12 protein-coding genes are annotated in these 17,181 nt (G+C 73.3%); 5 read left to right on the top strand and 7 right to left on the bottom strand.

Translation table 11 applies throughout. The features are described 5' to 3' along the window. Positions 1-12 precede the first annotated feature (12 nt). Entirely contained in the window at positions 13-1,320 is a 1,308-nt protein-coding gene (locus AVL62_RS05735) for a hemolysin family protein (RefSeq protein WP_058890708.1), read from the top strand. Here AVL62_RS05735 and AVL62_RS05730 read toward each other — a convergent pair. The 3 genes from AVL62_RS05730 to AVL62_RS05720 all read right to left on the bottom strand — a co-directional run bounded on the left by AVL62_RS05730 (position 1,271) and on the right by AVL62_RS05720 (position 4,235). Next, a complete protein-coding gene (locus AVL62_RS05730) occupies positions 1,271-1,792 on the bottom strand; it encodes an aspartate/glutamate racemase family protein (RefSeq protein ID WP_058890707.1) in 522 nt (173 codons plus the stop codon). The two genes, AVL62_RS05735 and AVL62_RS05730, sit on opposite strands and share 50 nt — an antisense overlap. 253 nt (positions 1,793-2,045) lie before the next feature. Continuing rightward, positions 2,046-3,773, bottom strand: coding sequence for a glycoside hydrolase family 13 protein (locus tag AVL62_RS05725; RefSeq protein ID WP_058890706.1), 1,728 nt, complete (start codon positions 3,771-3,773; stop codon positions 2,046-2,048). 51 nt (positions 3,774-3,824) lie between these two features. Next, positions 3,825-4,235 carry a globin gene (locus AVL62_RS05720; RefSeq protein WP_058890705.1) on the bottom strand — a complete coding sequence of 137 codons (411 nt, stop codon included), beginning with the start codon at positions 4,233-4,235 and terminating at the stop codon, positions 3,825-3,827. 94 nt (positions 4,236-4,329) lie between these two features. Between AVL62_RS05720 and AVL62_RS05715 the strand changes: the two genes are divergently transcribed. Then, entirely contained in the window at positions 4,330-6,135 is a 1,806-nt protein-coding gene (locus AVL62_RS05715; protein WP_235585567.1) for an alpha-amylase family glycosyl hydrolase, read from the top strand. Between the two features lie 7 nt (positions 6,136-6,142). Here the strand turns inward: AVL62_RS05715 and AVL62_RS05710 are convergent, their stop codons facing one another. Then, entirely contained in the window at positions 6,143-8,458 is a 2,316-nt protein-coding gene (locus tag AVL62_RS05710; RefSeq protein WP_058890703.1) for a hypothetical protein, read from the bottom strand. A gap of 232 nt (positions 8,459-8,690) precedes the next feature. Beyond that, positions 8,691-9,596 (bottom strand): mechanosensitive ion channel family protein, encoded by a 906-nt coding sequence (locus AVL62_RS05705; protein WP_058890702.1) that lies wholly within the window; start codon positions 9,594-9,596, stop codon positions 8,691-8,693. Between the two features lie 139 nt (positions 9,597-9,735). Between AVL62_RS05705 and malQ the strand changes: the two genes are divergently transcribed. Then, entirely contained in the window at positions 9,736-11,865 is a 2,130-nt protein-coding gene (gene malQ, locus AVL62_RS05700; RefSeq protein ID WP_058890701.1) for a 4-alpha-glucanotransferase, read from the top strand. A 177-nt stretch (positions 11,866-12,042) separates the two neighbouring features. Here the strand turns inward: malQ and AVL62_RS05695 are convergent, their stop codons facing one another. Both AVL62_RS05695 and pepN read right to left on the bottom strand, forming a co-directional pair. Then, complete coding sequence (locus AVL62_RS05695) at positions 12,043-13,134, bottom strand: hypothetical protein (RefSeq protein WP_153011686.1); 1,092 nt, start codon at positions 13,132-13,134, stop codon at positions 12,043-12,045. 205 nt (positions 13,135-13,339) lie between these two features. After that, positions 13,340-15,922 carry an aminopeptidase N gene (pepN, locus tag AVL62_RS05690; RefSeq protein ID WP_058890699.1) on the bottom strand — a complete coding sequence of 861 codons (2,583 nt, stop codon included), beginning with the start codon at positions 15,920-15,922 and terminating at the stop codon, positions 13,340-13,342. A gap of 66 nt (positions 15,923-15,988) precedes the next feature. On the opposite strand from pepN, the gene AVL62_RS05685 reads away from it, so the two are divergent. Continuing rightward, positions 15,989-16,648 (top strand): disulfide bond formation protein DsbA, encoded by a 660-nt coding sequence (locus AVL62_RS05685; protein ID WP_201023210.1) that lies wholly within the window; start codon positions 15,989-15,991, stop codon positions 16,646-16,648. Between the two features lie 12 nt (positions 16,649-16,660). After that, entirely contained in the window at positions 16,661-17,128 is a 468-nt protein-coding gene (locus AVL62_RS05680; RefSeq protein ID WP_058890698.1) for a ribose-5-phosphate isomerase, read from the top strand. The last annotated feature ends 53 nt before the right edge of the window (positions 17,129-17,181 follow it).

Raw genomic sequence — 17,181 nt, 5'->3', positions numbered from 1 at the left:
TACCCTGACCGCATGGACGCCGCCCTCCTGACCAACATCGCGCTGGTCCTGCTCTTCGTCCTCGTCGGCGGCGTCTTCGCCGCCACCGAGATGGCCATCGTGTCGCTGCGGCCCTCCCAGGTCGACGAGATCGAGCGCTCCGGGCCTCGGGGCAGGCGGATCGCCGCGCTCGTCCGCGACCCCAACACCTTCCTCTCCGCGGTCCAGGTCGGTGTCACCGTGGCCGGCTTCTTCTCCTCGGCGTTCGGCGGCGCGACGATCGCGCCCTCGGTGTCGGCCTGGCTGCAAGGCTTCGGTATGCCGCCCTCCGTCGCCGACCCGGTGGCGCTGGTCGCCATGACGCTGGTCATCGCCTACCTGTCGCTCGTCCTGGGCGAGCTCACCCCCAAACGCCTGGCGATGCAGCGCTCGGCCGGCTTCACCCGGGTGCTGGCGCCCCCGCTGGGCATCTTCGCGACCCTGCTGCGGCCGGTCATCTTCTTCCTCTCCGCCTCCACCAACCTCATGGTCCGGCTGCTCGGCGGCGACCCGGGCGCGGCCAGGGAGGAGATGACCATCGAGGAGCTGCGGCGCACCGTCGAGGACAACCGCGACCTGCGTCCCTACAGCCGCGAGATCCTCTCCGACGTCTTCCGGGCCGGCGAGCGGACCCTGGGTGACGTGCTGCGGCCCCGACCGGACGTGGAGTTCCTCGCCGCCGACGCCCGCGTCCGGGACGTCCTGGAGGCGGTCCGCACCAGCAGCCACAGCCGCTACCCGGTGACCGGCCGCGGGGTGGACGACGTCCTCGGCTTCGTGCACATCCGCGACCTCCTCACCCTGCCGGACGCCGAGCGCGGGCAGCGGCGGGTCGGCGACCTGACCCGCGAGGTGGTCGCGCTGCCGGTGACCAAGCCGGTGCTCGCGACCCTGTCCCTCCTGCGCGCCGAGCAGCAGCACCTCGCGCTCGTGGTGGACGAGCACGGCGGCACCGAGGGGATCGTCACCATCGAGGACCTCGTCGAGGAGGTGGTGGGGGAGATCTACGACGAGTACGACACCGAGCGGGACCCCGAGGACTCGCTGGTCGTGGCCGGCGGCCGCACCGTCGTCCCCGGCAGCCTCATCGTCGAGGAGCTCGAGGACGTCCTCGGCACGCCCCTGCCGCACGGGTCCTACGAGACGGTCGCCGGCCTGGTGCTGGACCGCCTCGGCCGGGTCGCCGAGGAGGGCGACACCGTCGAGGTCGAGGGGGTCCGGCTCACCGTGCTCGCCCTGGAGGGGCTGCGCATCACCGAGGTCGAGGTGGCCCGGGAGCCGGGTGCCGACCAGGCGGGCTGAGGGTCCTCAGGTCGGTGGCACCGCGAGCGCCGCCTCCAGGGCGGCCTCGACGTGCAGCCGGGTGGTGGGGAAGGTCGAGACGTCGACGTCGTCCGGCGCCAGGAGCAGCTCGATCTCGGTGCAGCCGAGGACGACGCCCTGCGCCCCGCTGCACCAGGTCGTCGACGACCCGCCGGTACGCCTCCCGGGACTCCTCCCGCACGACGCCGCGGCACAGCTCGTCGTAGATGACCCGGTGCACCAGCTCGCGGCCGGCCGCGTCGGGCACGAGCACCTCCAGGCCGTGGTCGGCCAGCCGGCCGGTGTAGAACGACTGCTCCATGGTGAAGGCGGTGCCGAGCAGCCCGACCCGGCCCAGCCCGGCCGCCCGCACCGCCGCCGCGGTGGCGTCGGCCAGGTGCAGCAGGGGTATGCCGATCGCCGCCTGGACCTCGTCCGCCACCTTGTGCATGGTGTTGGTGCAGAGGAGCACGAGGTCGGCGCCGGCGGCCTCCAGCCCGCTGGCGTGCCGGGCCAGCAGCCGCCCGGCCGCTCCCAGTCGCCGGCCACCTGCAGGGCCTCCACCTCGGCGAAGTCCAGGGAGGCGAGGACGACGCGCGCGGAGTGCAGGCCGCCGAGCCGCTCGCGGACGCCCTCGTTGAGGAGGCGGTAGTACTCCGCGCTGGACTCCCAGCTCATCCCGCAGAGCAGGCCGATCGTGCGCCTGGCCCGACCCTAGCCTCGGGTCAGCCGAGCCAGACGGTGCAGTCCTGGTGCAGCGTGCGCCGCCCGTCACCGTCGCGGTGCAGGCGACCGCTGGCGACGAGCACCTCGCGCCCCTCGGGCAGCACCACCGGCACCTCGCCGAAGTTCGTCAGCACGGTGACCACCGGACCGTCCTCACGGGCGTTGGTGAACGCGACGACGCCCTCGGGCAGCGGCATACCCTCCAGCGCGGTGAGCCACTCCAGCCCGCCGACGCCGAGGTCGTGCTCGCGGCGCAGGCGCAGCAGCGTGCGGTAGAGCTCCAGCGTCGAGCCGGCCACCCCCTCCTGCCGGTCCGCGGACAGGGACCCGTAGAGCAGCGGCTGCGGCAGCCAGGTGTCGACGTCGTCCGGAGCGCCGAACCCGAAGGACGGCTCCCCGGCGACCCACGGCATCGGGACCCGGCAGCCGTCGCGCCCGGTCTCCTCGCCCTGCGTGCGGTGGAAGGCCGGGTCGGCCCGGACGTGGGCGGGCAGGGCGGTGTGGTCGGGCAGCCCGAGCTCCTCGCCGTTGTAGAGGTAGGCGGACCCGGGCAGCGCCAGCATCATCGCGGTCGCGGCCCGTGCCCGCCGCAGCCCGAGGACGGCGTTGGGCTGCGGGTCGCCGGCGGCGATGCCGTTGGGCCGCGGCTGCCCGACCGGCAGCCCGAGCCGCGAGGCGTGGCGCACCACGTCGTGGTTGGACAGCACCCACGTGGTGGGCGCGCCCACCGCCTCGGCCGCCTCGAGCGAGGTCTCGACGATCCGCTGCTGGTCGGCCGCGCGCCACGGCGCCTGCAGGTAGTGGAAGTTGAAGGCCTGGTGCATCTCGTCCGGGCGGACGTAGGCCATGGTCCGCTCCTGCGTGGGCAGCCACGCCTCGGCGCACAGGATGCGGTCGCGCTGCGGGTCGCCCTCGGGGTTGTAGGAGTCCAGCACCTCCCGCCAGCCGCGGTAGATCTCGTGCACCTCCTCCTGGTCCCACATCGGGCCGAGGTCACCGTGCACGACCGGCTCGTCGTCGGCTCCGGCCATGACGGCCCGCGCCTCCCAGTCGGGCAGCGCGGCGTCCTTGACCAGGGAGTGGGCGACGTCGACCCGGAAGCCGTCGACCCCGCGGTCGAGCCAGAAGCGCAGGATGTCGTGGAACTCCTCGACGACCTCGGGGTTGCGCCAGTTGAGGTCGGGCTGCTTGCTGTCGAAGAGGTGGAGGTACCACTGGCCGGGGGTCCCGTCGGGCTCGATGACCCGGGTCCAGGCGATGCCGCCGAAGATGCTCTTCCAGTTGTTCGGCGGCTCGCTGCCGTCCCCGCGCCCGTCCCGGAAGACGTAGCGCTCGCGCTCGGCGCTGCCCGGGGCCGCGGCGAGCGCCTGCTCGAACCACGCGTGCTCGTCGCTGGTGTGGTTGGGCACGAGGTCGACGATCACCCGGATGCCGAGGTCGTGCGCTCGCTGCAGCAGCGCGTCGGCGTCCTCGAGCGTGCCGAAGACCGGGTCGACGTCGCGGTAGTCCGCCACGTCATACCCCGCGTCGGCCATGGGGGAGCGGTAGAAGGGGCTGATCCAGACCGCGTCCACCCCCAGCCCGGCGAGGTAGGGCAGCCGGGAGGTGATGCCCGGGAGGTCACCCACCCCGTCGCCGGTCGCGTCGGCGAAGCTGCGGGGGTAGACCTGGTAGATGACGGCATGGCGCCACCAGGGCGCGTCGTGCGCGGAAGGGGGGTGAGTCACGAGGGGCTACGGTATGCCGCGCCTCCCTGGGGCGCGCAAATCGCGCGGCGGTCAGTCCTCCTCGAGGGTGTTGACCATGGCCTGCGCGGCGTGCGCCATGTAGGCCCGCATCTGCTGCTCGTCCAGCGTGTCCATCCGGTCGGCCACGGTGTCCAGCGCGGCGTTCATGTGGTGCAGCCAGCGGTCCCGCTGGGCGGGGGTGACCCGGAACGGGTGGTGGCGCATCCGCAGCCGGGGGTGGCCGCGCTGGTCGGAGTAGGTCGTGGGGCCGCCCCAGTACTGCTCGAGGAACATCCGCAGCCGCACCTCGGCCGGCCCGAGGTCCTCCTCGGGGTAGAGGTCGCGCAGCGGCGGGTCCTGCCGCACGCCCTGGTAGAAGGCATGCACGAGGTCGACGAAGGTCTGGTGCCCGCCGACGCGCTCGTAGACGGTGGTGGGGGTGTCGGGGGAGGGCTGGTTCACGTCTCCATGGTGCCAAACCCGCGCGGTGGCCCGGGACGTGCCGCCCACCTCGGCGATTGGGGCGCTGTCGGCCCCGGCCCCTACGCTCGGGGCCGTGCCAGCCAGGTCCTCGTCCCACCCCGGTATGGGTGCGGTGCCCCACGACGACGGCGTGACCTTCCGCGTCTGGGCGCCGCAGGCCCGGCAGGTCGCGGTGGTGGGGGACTTCTGCGGCTGGGACGCGCGGCGCCGCACCGTCCTGGCGAAGGACCACCACCGCTCCGGCACGTGGTCGGCCTTCGTGCCGGGCGCGGGGCCGGGCAGCCACTACCGCTTCCTCGTGCGCCGCGGCGGGCCCTACCTCTCGCGTCAGGACCCGTGCGCGCGGCAGGTGACCGGGGCCCGGGGCGCCTCGGTGGTCTTCGACCCGCGGCACCTCGACTGGGGCGAGGAGCACTTCCGGGCCCCGGGGTGGGACGACCTCGTCGTCTACGAGCTGCACGTGCCGACCTTCGCCGCCACGGGGGAGGGGCCGGGCACCTTCGACACCGCCGTGGGGCGCCTGGGCCACCTGGCGTGGCTCGGGGTGAGCGCCGTCGAGGTGATGCCGCCCTTCGAGTTCGCCTCCGCGACGAGCTGGGGCTACAACCCCTCCCAGCTGTATGCCGTCGAGTCCAGCTACGGCGGGCCGCACGCCTTCGCGCGGTTCGTGCGGGAGGCCCACGCCCGGGGCATCGCGGTGATCCTCGACGTGGTGCACAACCACCTGGGACCGGACGGCCCGCACCTGTGGCGCTTCGACGGGGCGGCCGGCCGGCGCCGCTACGGCGGGGCCTACTTCTACAACGACCGCCGCGCGCTCACCCCGTGGGGGGCGACGAGGCCGAACTACGACCGCAAGGCGGTCCGCAACTTCCTGCGCGACTCGGCGGTCATGTGGCTCGAGGACTTCCGGGTCGACGGGCTGCGCTTCGACGGCACCAACTTCGTGCGCTCACGGTGGGGCGACGTGCGCGACCCCGCCCACCACATCTCGGCCGGTGACCGCTACCTCGCCTCGCTCACCGCCGACCTGCGCTCGCGACAGCCGTGGAAGCTGCTCGTCGCCGAGGACATGCAGCGCGACCCCGCGGTGACGCGGCCGCCGCAGGAGGGAGGCCTGGGCTTCCACAGCCAGTGGGACGCCGGCTTCGTGCACACGGTCCGGGCCGCGCTCGAGGCCCCTGACGATGTGCACCGGGACGTGCGGGCGGTGGCGGCCGCCGTGGTCGGCGGAGGGGGCCCGGTGCACGAGCGGGTGGTCTACACCGAGTCCCACGACGAGGTCGCCAACGGCCGGGCGCGCGTGCCGGAGCAGATCACCCCCGGGCACGCCGACTCCTGGCACGCCCGCACCCGCTCCGCCCTCGGGCTGGTCCTCACGCTGACCTCCCCCGGCATCCCCATGCTCTTCCAGGGCCAGGACGTGCTCGAGGACGGGTGGTTCACCGACACCCGGCCGGTCGACTGGTCCAAGGCCCACCACCGGGCCGGCTTCCTGCACCTGGTCCGGCAGCTCGTCCTGCTGCGCCGCAACGCCTCCGGCACGACGCGGGGGCTTCGGGGACGGCATACCGCGATCCTGCGCGCCGACGACGGCCTCCTCGCCTACCACCGGTGGGACCGGGGCGGCGCGGGCGACGACGTCGTGGTCGTCGTCAACCTCACCACCCACCCGCGGCACGACGTGCGCCTCGGCATGCCGCGCGCCGGCCGCTGGCGGGTGCGCTGCAACACCGACGCGCCGTCCTTCGGGCCGGGGCTGGGGGCCGTGCACGCCCACGACACCGACACCGAGCCGCGTCCCTGGGACGGCCGCGCGGACAGCGCCCTGGTCACCGTCGGTCCCTACGCCGCCCTGGTGCTGTCGCAGGACGGCTGAGGGAGGGTCAGCTGCGCAGCAGCTCGATCCGCACGTCCTCGTAGTCCTCGACGGTGATGGTGAGCTCGAGGTCGCCGGTGATGCTGTAGGCCCCGTAGGACAGCTGGGTCTCGGACACCACGTCCCGGTCGGTCCAGCTGGACCACCAGCCGTCAGTCCCGTCGAGCAGCTCGACCGGCTCCCCGTCGACCTGGAACCGGATGCGACCTGGGCCCTCGGTCGTGATGCGGGCCCCGAGCACGCCGGTCGGCACCTCGACGGTGGTCCGGCCGTCCTCGTCGAGGTCGTCGCCGGCCACCGTGGCGATGGGGGAGGTGGAGCCGAGCAGACGCTGCGCCGGTTCCTCACCCACCGGCCAGCTGGTCGCGGGGACCTGCGCCGCCGCGAAGTCGAACTCCTCGTAGGGAACCTGCTCGTAGGCCAGGAGCCAGCTCGACGGATGCCCGGGGGACGCCTGGGCGCTTGCCAGCAGAGGCACCCCCGCAGGCGGCTGGTCGGCCTCGGTCAGTCGACCGTTCGATGTCTCGAACCACCCTGTGAACGACTCCTGGAACGTGAAGGAGACCTCGGAGGGGTCCTGCGTCGGCCATACGGGCATGACCGTCTGACCTGCATGCAGGATGCCCCCACCGAAGAAAGCCAACGGCCCTCGACCCTCACCCGGGGCGGCGCCGAGCAACGCCCAGGCGACACCCGCACCGTCCGGAGGGTCCAGGAGCTCGCGCTCCAGCCCGTCCATCGGCAGCTCCCAGGCGCCAAGCAGACGGTGTCCCGAGATCAGCTCAGGTGCCTCGCCGCCGTCCCCCTGCGGCACCGGCTCGCGGGCCGCCTCGCCCGGGACGGCCTGGGTCGCCACGACCTGGACGTGCTCGGTGCTCTCCGTCACGACCTCGACGACGGCGGGCCGTCGGCCGTTCGGCGGGACCACGTCGTCGGGGATGGTGAACTCCCGGGTCGACCCCGGGACGTAGACCATCCACCGGCCCTCGCGGATGTCCGGCTGCTGCTCCCGCCAGTCGGCCTCCCCGGTGGCCCACCACTCGAGGTCGCCGTCGTCGGTCACCGGTATGCCGTCGACGAGTACTGACACCGCACCCGTCCGTCCGGACCACACCCGGATGGTGCTGGTGGGCGAGAGCTCGACCGGCTGCACGAGCCGATCGCCCGGGTCGAAGGGCATGACCGCCCCGGCCTCGTCGACGACGACGGCGTCCTCCGGGACGGGCGGTCCTGCGGTCAGGTCGCCGTCAGGGAACGGCTCCACCGCCATGTCGTCGGTCTGCGCGTAGACCCCCAGCACGGCACCGCCGTCGGGCGGCAGGTCACCGGTGACGCGCACCTCGGCCTCGCCGCTCGCCGGCAGGGCGACCAGGTGGTCGAGACCGACGGCCGGTTCGCCTGCGGTGCCGGCGCAGGGCAGGGTGAGCGTGGACCCCTCGACCGTGATCTCGCCGACCGGGCTGTCCAGGGCGGGGTCGTCGGCGGGTGGCATGTCGCACCACAGGACGGCGAAGGAGGCGACCTGGCCGCCGAAGCGTGCGTCGACGGTGTTGAGGGCGAGGTCGGCGCTCCCTCCGGGGGTCAGCTCCAGGGTCTCCATCCTGGTCAGCCCCGCCGCGCCGCGCGGCGGCTCGCCGTCCTCGTCCAGCTCGAAGCCCGCCTCGCCGAGGTCCACCGCACCGACCTGGACGACCCCCGGACCCGACGGTGCCGCCTCGTCCGGCCCGGCGGGCTCGTCGCGGTCGACGGAGAGCGCGTACCCGACCAGCAGGGCCACCGGCACGACTGCGGCGGCCACCCACCACCACCGCCGACGGTCGCCGCCGGGTGGCTCCGACGGCGCCTGCGCGACGGCCGGCTCGAGAGCCGCGGCCAGGTCGGAGCCGTGGAGGGCGTAGCGGTCCCCGACCGCCTGGAGCGCGGTGCCCAGCCCCGGCGTGGTGGGCAGCAGACGCGCGACCTTGTCCGCCGGCAGCCGCAAGGCCTCGGCCGTGTCGGCCGTGCTGGCCCCTTCGACGAGGCGCAGCGCGGCGACCGCCCGCTCGCGCGGACGCAGCCGTTCCAGCACGTCGCCGGCGTCCCGGACCCCACCCGGCAGCATGCGCTCGGTGCGTCTGGGGGCGGTGCGCAGGTGGGCGCGGACCAGGGCCGCCCGCAGCTCGCGCCACCCGGCACCCGGGCCGGCGGCGGCCAGGGTCCGCGCCGTCAGCCGCGTCGCGCCGTCGGTGGTCCCGGTGAGCACAGCCGCCAGGTGGTGCAGCCGGGCACCGTGCTCACCGACCAGGTCACCCTGGTCGTGACGTTCCTCCGGCGCCCCTGCCATCGACCCATCGTGCCAAACCCGTAGCGGGGGCTCTCCCCGACCGCCGGGCCACCCTCTGCCCCCGACATGCCCGGCCGGACCGGCTCAGGCGTTCACGTGAACGGTGGGGCCGACGACACGCCCGGCCGGACCGGCCCAGGCGTTCACGTGAACGGTGGGGCCGACGACACGCCCGGCCGGACCGGCTCAGGCGTTCACGTGCGTGGCTGGGCCGACACCGGCCTGCACGGCCTCAGGCCTGGGCGTCGCCGAAGGGGGTGATGCGCGGGCCGCGGACGCCCTCGGTGTCGAAGCGCTCCTTGGCGCGCTCGCGGATGACGCGGGGCACGCCCCACTGCTCCCCGGGCCGGCACTTGGCGAAGATGCGCAGCGTCATCGTGCCGCCGGACACCGACTCGACGCCGGCCACCGTGGGCTCCTCGAGCAGCTTCGTCGACCACTCCGGGTCGGCGTACACCTGGGCCGTGACCTCGCGGAGCATGGGGATGACCTGCGCCGGGTCCTCGTCGTAGGCGACCGGGATGTCGATCGTCGCCATCGCCCAGCCCTGGCTCTTGTTGCCGATGCGGATGATCTCGCCGTTGCGGATGAACCACACCACGCCGCTCGCGTCGCGCAGCCGGGTGACCCGCAGGCTGACCTCCTCGACGGTGCCGACCGCCTCGCCGGTGTCGATGAAGTCACCCACGCCGTACTGGTCCTCGATGATCATGAAGACACCGGACAGGAAGTCCTTGACCAGCGACTGGGCGCCGAAGCCGAGCGCGACGCCACCGATGCCGGCGCTGGTCAGCAGGGGGGCGAGCGGCATACCGAGCTCGGCCATGATCGTCAGCAGCGCGACCGTGGCGATGGTGAAGGTCGCGATGCTGCGCAGCAGCGACCCCATGGTCAGCGCGCGCTGGCGGCGCCGCTCGCGCCGCACCCCGGCCGCCGAGTCGAAGACCCGCTCCAGCGACGAGCGCTCGTGGTCGTCGGCGCGGGTCGCTGCCCGCTCGACCACCCCCTTGATGGCGCGGTGCGCCGCCCAGCGGGCGACGACCGCGAAGACCAGGATGAGGACGATCCGCAGCGGCGCGCCGAGCAACCAGTCCACGGTCGACGCCCAGGAGTCGAAGGGCACATCGAGATTCGGCATACCTCCCATTGTCCGGGTCCCACGGCGTGAGGCGTGCATCCCCGCCCGTGGTGCACGACGCCCCGACGCGGCGCTAGGGTCGGGGCTGCTCTCCTGAGAGACTGGGGGCGACCGTCCACCCGCGAAAGGTTCCACCCTCGTGACGCAGCGCACCCCCGCCCTCGCCCAGCTGGCGGACGTCTACGGCATCGCGACCGAGTTCTGGGACTGGCAGGGGCGGCACGCCAGGGTCCCGGAGGAGACGGTCGTGGCCGTGCTGCAGGCCCTGGGGGTGGACGTCGAGGGCGACTTCGTCGAGCGCGAGCTGGCCCTGGTGCAGGAGCGGGAGTGGCGCCGGCTGCTCCCGCCGGTCGTCGTGGTCGCGCAGGGGGTGGACCCGGTCGTGCCGGTGCACCACGAGGCGGGGACGACGCCGACGGCGACGCTGCGGACCGAGGACGGCCACGAGCGGTCCCTGGGTATGCAGTCCGGTGAGCAGGAGGAGGAGCGCGAGGTCGCCGGTCGCCGGCTGCGTCGGGTGCTGCTCGACGTGCCCACCGACCTGCCGCTCGGCTGGCACGAGGTGGCCGTCTCGGCCGGCGGTGAGCAGGCCCGGATGTCGCTCGTCGTGACGCCGCCCACCCTCGGGCTGCCCGCCGGGCTGGGGGAGGACGGGGCCCGCGCCTGGGGACTCATGACCCAGCTGTACGCCATGCGGTCGAGCGGCTCCTGGGGGATCGGTGACCTCGCGGACCTCGGGGACGCGGGGGCCTGGGCCGCCGGCCTGGGCGCCGACTTCGTCCTGGTCAACCCGCTGCACGCGGCGGAGCCGGTCGGGGAGATGGAGCCCTCGCCCTACCTCCCGACCAGCCGGCGCTTCGTCAACCCCCTCTACATCCGGGTGGAGGACGTGCCGGAGGTCGCCTACCTGTCCGCCGCGCAGCGCCAGCTCGTCGAGTGGCACGCCGACGACGCCCAGCGCTACCTCGCCCTCGACGTGATCGAGCGGGACCCCGTGTGGGCGGCCAAGGAGGCCGCGCTGCGCCTGGTCTTCCGGCAGCCGCGCTCGCTGCGCCGCTCGCGGGCCTTCGAGGCCTACGTCGAGCGCGAGGGTCAGGGGCTCGTGGACTTCGCCACGTGGTGCGCCGTCAGCCAGGAGCACGGGACCTTCTGGCGGCAGTGGCCGACCGAGCTCCAGGACGCCCGGGGAGAGGCGGTCGAGGCATACCGGCAGCAGCACGCCGACGAGGTCGAGTTCCACTGCTGGCTGCAGTGGGTGCTCGACGAGCAGCTGGCGCGGGTGCAGCGCGACCTGCTGGACACCGGGATGTCGCTGGGCGTCATCTCCGACCTCGCCGTCGGGGTGCACCCGGACGGTGCCGACGCCTGGGGGCTGGGTGACGCCCTCGCGCGGGGGGTGACGGTCGGGGCGCCGGCCGACCAGTACAACCAGCTGGGGCAGGACTGGTCGCAGCCGCCGTGGCGTCCGGACAAGCTCGCCGAGCTGGGCTACGGCCCCTACCGCGAGATGGTGCGGGCCGCCCTGCGCGACAGCGGCGGGCTGCGCGTGGACCACGTGATCGGGCTGTTCCGGCTCTGGTGGATCCCGCAGGGCGCCGAGCCGTTCCAGGGGACCTACGTGCGCTACGACCACGAGGCGATGATCGGCATCCTGCTCCTCGAGGCGCACCGCGCCGGGGCCGTCGTCGTAGGCGAGGACCTGGGGACTGTGGAGCCGTGGGTGCGGGACTACCTGCGCGAGCGCGGGGTCATGGGCACCTCGATCCTGTGGTTCGAGCGTGACTGGGACGGCGACGGGAGCCTGCTGGACCCGGAGGCCTACCGCGAGCTGTGCCTCGCGACGGTCACCACCCACGACCTGCCACCGACGGCCGGCTACCTCGAGGGCGTGCACATCGACCTGCGCTCGCGGCTGGGCCTGCTGGACCGTCCGCTCGAGGTCGAGCAGGAGGAGGAGGCGCGTTCGCGGGAGGAGGTGCTCACCGACCTGCGACGGCGCGGGCTGCTCCGCGAGAGCGCCGACGTGCCGGAGCAGGTGGAGGCGCTGCACGCCTTCCTCGCGCGGACCCCGGCCAAGCTGCTCGGGGTGAGCGTCAGCGACCTGGCGGGGGACAAGCGCGTCATCAACCAGCCCGGCACCGACGAGGAGTACCCCAACTGGCGGGTGCCGCTCGCCGGTCCGGAGGGTCAGCCCGTGCTGCTCGACGAGCTCGTCACCTGGCGCAGCGCCCGCCGTATCGCCCGCGCCGTCGCACCGGACGCGCGGTAGGGCCGCACCGGACGCGCGTTCAGGGCGCACCGGACGCGCGCTCAGGCCGCACCGGACGCGCGCTCAGGCCGCACCGGACGCGCGCTCAGGCCGCACCGGACGCGCGGTCAGACCGCACCGGACACGCGCTCAGGCCGCATCGGACGCGCGCTCAGCACAGGGTGGCGGTGCCTCGTGTCAGGAGGTACGGCGTGCCCGCTCACGCATGCCGCGGGTGACGTAGATCTGCTCCAGGTCGACCGCCGGACGTTCCGCCGAGAACGGAAGACGACGGCGCTCGCCGTTCCACACGGCATACCCACGGACTGGTGACGGTGGGGGTCCGAGCACCTGCTTCGCGCGGCTCGCCACCGACTCCGGGTCACCGACGATCTCGTCGCTGGTCCAGCGCACCCCACGCAGACCGATCCCACAGAGCGAACCGTGCCGGCGCTGCTCGGCCTCCAGGCGGCCACGGACCGACTGCTCGGGTGAGACGGTCTCGGACTGGTCGAGGAAGTACTTGCCACGCCCGTCCGCCTCGTAGAACGACGCGGACTCCGGCTGCAGCCCGTCCGTCCTGCCGAGGAACGTGCCGTCGTCGTCGAGGATGTCGACCTGGGCGAGGGGGATCGGGAGCCCGCGCTCGTGCAGCGTGACGAAGGAGAACGACTCCAGCCAGGTCTCGCGCCGCGGGTCGGACAACGCGAGCGCGGCGACGGCCTTGGGGCGTCCGCTCCACCGCTTCTGCAGGTCGAGCTGCCTGCGCAGGTCGGACGTGGTCAGCATGCCCCGCCGCAGGGCGTCGTCGACCAGTGCCGTCGAGTGCGGTAGCCGGCGGGTGCGCGCGGTGTCGGCGACCGTCCTGAGCAGGTTCGTGGTGCGCAGCCCGTCCACGACGGCCACCTCCGTGCCCGCGGAGTCGCAGTGGTGCAGGATCACGCCAGGCAGTGTCCGGGATCGTTGCACGCCCTCGAGGACGGTCAGCTCGACCGGGGCGTCGGGGGAGACGGTGACGGCGAGCCCGTGCAGCAGGGCGGCGCTGGTATGACTGGCCACGTGCCCGGGGAAGCGCTGCAGCTGAAGACGCAGTCGGTCGAGGTGCTCGCCCTGCACCCGCTGCCACTCCTCCTGATCGGGCTGGAGGCTGGCACGGGGCCGGCGGAACCAGCTCCTCGACTCCCGCACGATCTCACCGAGCAGGAGCAGCTCGGTGAGCTCGTGGGACGACATACCGGAATCGAGTGCGAGCCGGCGACTGAAGACCGAGGGCAGGGAGTCGAGGTCCATGCCGCTCAGCATCTGTCTCGACCGGGGGCACGACCAGGCTTCCGGACCATCCTGTGGATGAAGACCGGCTGCGGACCGGGGTGTGGATCAGCGCCCGTCAGGACGCCGAACACGCGTCCGGAGTCGCCGGACCACGCGTCCGGTGCGTCCTGGGCGCGCGTCCGGTGCGGGGGGGGGGGGGGGGTAAGGGGCTTGAGGTCTGTGGCTAGGCCTGGGTCCGGGCGCCGGCGTCGGCGGACTGGGCGCGCAGGGCGCGGGCGACGGCGTCGCGGTTCTCGGCCACCGTGCGGCGCAGGCTGTTCGAGGCGTCGGGGTGCGCCTGCAGCCAGGTCTCGCTGGCCTCGAGCAGCTGGGGCGAGGCCACGGCGAGCGGGTAGAACCCGACCGCCAGCGACTCGGCGATGTGGTGCGTCCGCTCGTCCCACACTCGGGACACCACGTCGTGGTAGCGCTCGACGTAGGGCGCCAGCAGCGCCTCGTCGTGCACCCGCCCGAAGCCCAGCGCCATGGCCGCCAGCACGGAGTTGGACAGGCCGGCCGTCTCGACGGCGTCGACCCACGCGGTCTCCTTGGCCTCCGCGGTCGGCACCGCGGCCCGCGCCCGCGCGGCCTTCTCGTTGCCGGTCGCGGTGTTGTCGCGCTCTCGCTCGGCGGCGATCTCCTCCTCGCCGGCGGCGCCGGCCGTCGCCAGGGCGGTGAGCAACGTCCAGCGCATGTCCTGGTCGACGCTCAGCCCGGCCAACCTCTCCTCCCCGGACAGCAGCCCCCGCACCAGGGCGAGATCGTCCTCGGACCGGGCGAAGGAGGCCCACGCCGTCACCAGCTGCAGCTGGGCGTCGCTGCTCGCCTCGGCGGCGAGGGTGCTCTCGCGCAGGCCCGCCGTGAGCTCGGCGACGACGGCCTCGCGGTGCTCCGGGGCGGTGTAGGTCAGCGCAGCCGCGCTCACCTGCTGGATGAGCACCCGGAGCAGGGTGGAGTCGGTCTCGCCCGGGAGCGCGGTGAGGACCAGTCGCACGTAGTCGCTCGCGGCCATCTCGCCGTCCCGCGTCATGTCCCACGCGGCACCCAGCACCAGGGCCCGCGGCAGCGACTCGGTGAAGGCGCGCAGGTGCTCCAGCGCCGTGGCGAGCGAGCGCTCGTCGAGGCGGATCTTGGCGTAGGCGAGGTCGTCGTCGTTGACGAGCAGCAGCCCGGGCATCGGGCGTCCGACGAGCTCGGGCACCTCGGTGCGCTCCCCGTCGACGTCGAGCTCGACCCGGTGGGTGCGGCGCAGGGCGCCGTCCACGAGGTCGTAGCACCCGACGGCCAGCCGGTGCGGGCGCTGGGTGGGGTGCTCGGGCGGCGTGGTCTGGCGGATGGACAGCGCGGCGATGGTGCCGTCCTGCGCCACCTCCACCTCGGGCGCGAGCGTGTTGACCCCGGCGGTCTCCAGCCAGACCTCGCTCCACGAGCTCAGGTCGCGCCCGCTGGTCGCCTCCAGCTCCACGAGCAGGTCGCGCAGGGTGGTGTTGCCCCAGGCGTGCTTGGCGAAGTAGGCGCGCAGCCCGTCGCGGAACGGCTCCCGGCCCACGTAGGCGACGAGCTGCTTGAGCACCGAGGCACCCTTGGCGTAGGTGATGCCGTCGAAGTTCACCTCGACCGCGGCGAGGTCGACCATGTCGGCGGCGACGGGGTGGGTGGAGGAGAGCTGGTCCTGCCGGTAGGCCCAGGCCTTCTCGGCGGTGCCGAACGTGGTCCACGCGTCGGTCCAGCCGGTGGCCTCGGCCTGTGCGGTCGTCGAGGCCCACTCGGCGAAGCTCTCGTTGAGCCACAGGTCGTCCCACCACGTCATCGTCACCAGGTCGCCGAACCACATGTGCGCCAGCTCGTGCAGGATCGTCAGGGCGCGCCGCTCGACGATCGCCTCGGTCACCTTGGACCGGAAGACGTAGTTCTCCACGATGGTCACGCACCCGGCGTTCTCCATCGCGCCCATGTTGTACTCCGGCGTGAAGATCTGGTCGTACTTCGTGAAGGGGTAGGCGCAGTCGAACTCCTCCTCGAAGAACGCGAACCCCTTCTTCGTCACGTCGAGGATGTTGTCCGCGTCCAGGTGGGGGGTGAGGCTGCGGCGGCAGTAGACCGCCAGCGGCACCTCGCCGGCGCGCGTGCTCACCGCGTCGCGGACGACGTCGTACGGTCCGGCGACCAGCGCCGTGATGTAGGACGAGATCCGCGCGGTCGCGGGGAAGGCCCAGGTGGCCGTGCCGGCACCGTCGGCGTCGTTCCCCTGGTCCGCGGGCGTGGGCTCCGGCGTCGGCTCGTTGGAGATGACCTGCCAGTGGGCGGGTGCGGTGACGGTGAAGGCGAAGGTCGCCTTGAGGTCGGGCTGCTCGAAGACGGGGAACATCCGCCGGCTGTCCGGGACCTCGAACTGGGTGTAGAGGTAGACCTCGCCGTCGGCCGGGTCGACGAACCGGTGCAGGCCCTCACCGGTGTTCATGTAGGCCCCGGTCGCCTCGACGAGCAGCTCGTTGGTCTCCGCGAGGTCCGGCAGGGCGATCCGGGAGTCGGCCAGGACCTCGGCGGGGTCGAGCTCGGTGCCGTTCAGCACGACCCGCTCCACGGACGGGCCCACGAAGTCGATCCAGGTGGACTCGCCCCGCCGGGAGCAGGTGAACCGCACCGTGCTGCGCGTCGAGAAGGTCTCCGCCCCGCGGGTGAGGTCCAGGACCACGTCGTAGGACTCGGTCCGGACGAGCGCCGAGCGGGCGGCGGCCTCGTCACGGGTCAGGTTGGTGCCGGGCATGCAGAGTCTCCTCGTCGAACGTCGGGTGCGGCTGAAGGACAGGGTATGCCGTGACACGATGGTCGCATGACGCATCACGAGTCCCCTGCCCAGTCCGTCACAGGTCGGACCACCCACGCCGAGATGTTCTTCGACCCGGCGTGCCCGTGGGCGTGGATGACCTCCCGCTGGCTGCTCGAGACGGCGGAGGTGCGCGACCTCGAGATCACCTTCTCGGTCATGAGCCTGTCGGTGCTCAACGAGGGCCGCGACCTGGACGAGGGCTACCGCGCGATGCTCGATCGCGCGTGGGGCCCGGTCCGGACCATCGTCGCCGCCACGGCCGACCTGCCCGACGACGAGGCCAACGTCCTGCGCCGGAGGATGTACGACGCCTACGGCCAGCGGATCCACCTGGAGGGCCGCGGCAGCGAGGACCTCGACACCATCACCACCGAGGTCCTGGACGAGCTCGGGCTGGACCCGGCGCTGGCGCAGGCGGGGGCGAGTGAGGAGCACGACGAGGCCCTGCGCGCCAGCCACCAGCGGGCCATCGACCTCGTCGGCGACGACGTGGGCACCCCGGTCGTGCGGGTCGAGGACGTTGCCTTCTTCGGACCCGTCGTCACCCCGGCCCCCAAGGGCGAGGCCGCCGGCCGCCTCTGGGACGGCTGCCTGCTCGTCGCGGGCACCCCTGGCTTCTACGAGATGAAGCGGACCCGCAGCGTGGGTCCCGACTTCAGCTGAGGAGGAGCGGACATGAGGGTGCACATCGGCGGTGACCACGCCGCCTACGAGCTGCAGCGCGACCTTGTGACATGGCTGGCCGAGCAGGGTCACGAGGTCGTCGACCACGGGCCCCTCGACCACGACCCACAGGACGACTACCCGGTCTTCGTGCTGCGCGCGGCCCGGGCGGTCGCTCAGGAGGAGGGCTCCCTCGGCATCGTGCTCGGCGGGTCCGGCAACGGCGAGCAGATGGCGGCCAACAAGGTCGCCGGCATCCGGGCCGGGCTGGCCTACAACCCCGACCTGGCGCGGCTCATGCGCGAGCACAACGACGCGCAGGTCCTGTCCATCGGCGCGCGCATGCACAGCATCGAGGAGGCGCGGGCCATGGTCGAGGTCTTCCTCACCACCGACTTCTCCGGAGACCCGCGCCACCAGCGGCGCATCGACATGATGGGCACCTACGAGGCGGACGGCACTCTGCCCCCGCTGCCCTGACACCGGCACGACGAGGCCCCCGACCGGATGGACCGGTCGGGGGCCTCGTCGTG

The sequence above is a fragment of the Serinicoccus chungangensis genome, assembly GCF_001483745.1.
Taxonomy (GTDB): Bacteria; Actinomycetota; Actinomycetes; order Actinomycetales; family Dermatophilaceae; genus Ornithinicoccus; species Ornithinicoccus chungangensis_A.
Note: the sequence above shows the minus strand (reverse complement) of the source record. Positions and strands in the feature narration are given on the sequence as shown.

Bases quoted from the DNA above. Each gene is read 5' to 3' on its own strand.
- AVL62_RS05735 (WP_058890708.1), top strand. From the start codon at position 13: ATGGACGCCGCCCTCCTGACCAACATCGCGCTGGTCCTGCTCTTCGTC.
- AVL62_RS05710 (WP_058890703.1), bottom strand. From the start codon at position 8,458: ATGGCAGGGGCGCCGGAGGAACGTCACGACCAGGGTGACCTGGTCGGT.
- AVL62_RS05705 (WP_058890702.1), bottom strand. From the start codon at position 9,596: ATGCCGAATCTCGATGTGCCCTTCGACTCCTGGGCGTCGACCGTGGAC.
- AVL62_RS05695 (WP_153011686.1), bottom strand. From the start codon at position 13,134: ATGGACCTCGACTCCCTGCCCTCGGTCTTCAGTCGCCGGCTCGCACTC.
- pepN (WP_058890699.1), bottom strand. From the start codon at position 15,922: ATGCCCGGCACCAACCTGACCCGTGACGAGGCCGCCGCCCGCTCGGCG.
- AVL62_RS05685 (WP_201023210.1), top strand. From the start codon at position 15,989: ATGACGCATCACGAGTCCCCTGCCCAGTCCGTCACAGGTCGGACCACC.
- AVL62_RS05680 (WP_058890698.1), top strand. From the start codon at position 16,661: ATGAGGGTGCACATCGGCGGTGACCACGCCGCCTACGAGCTGCAGCGC.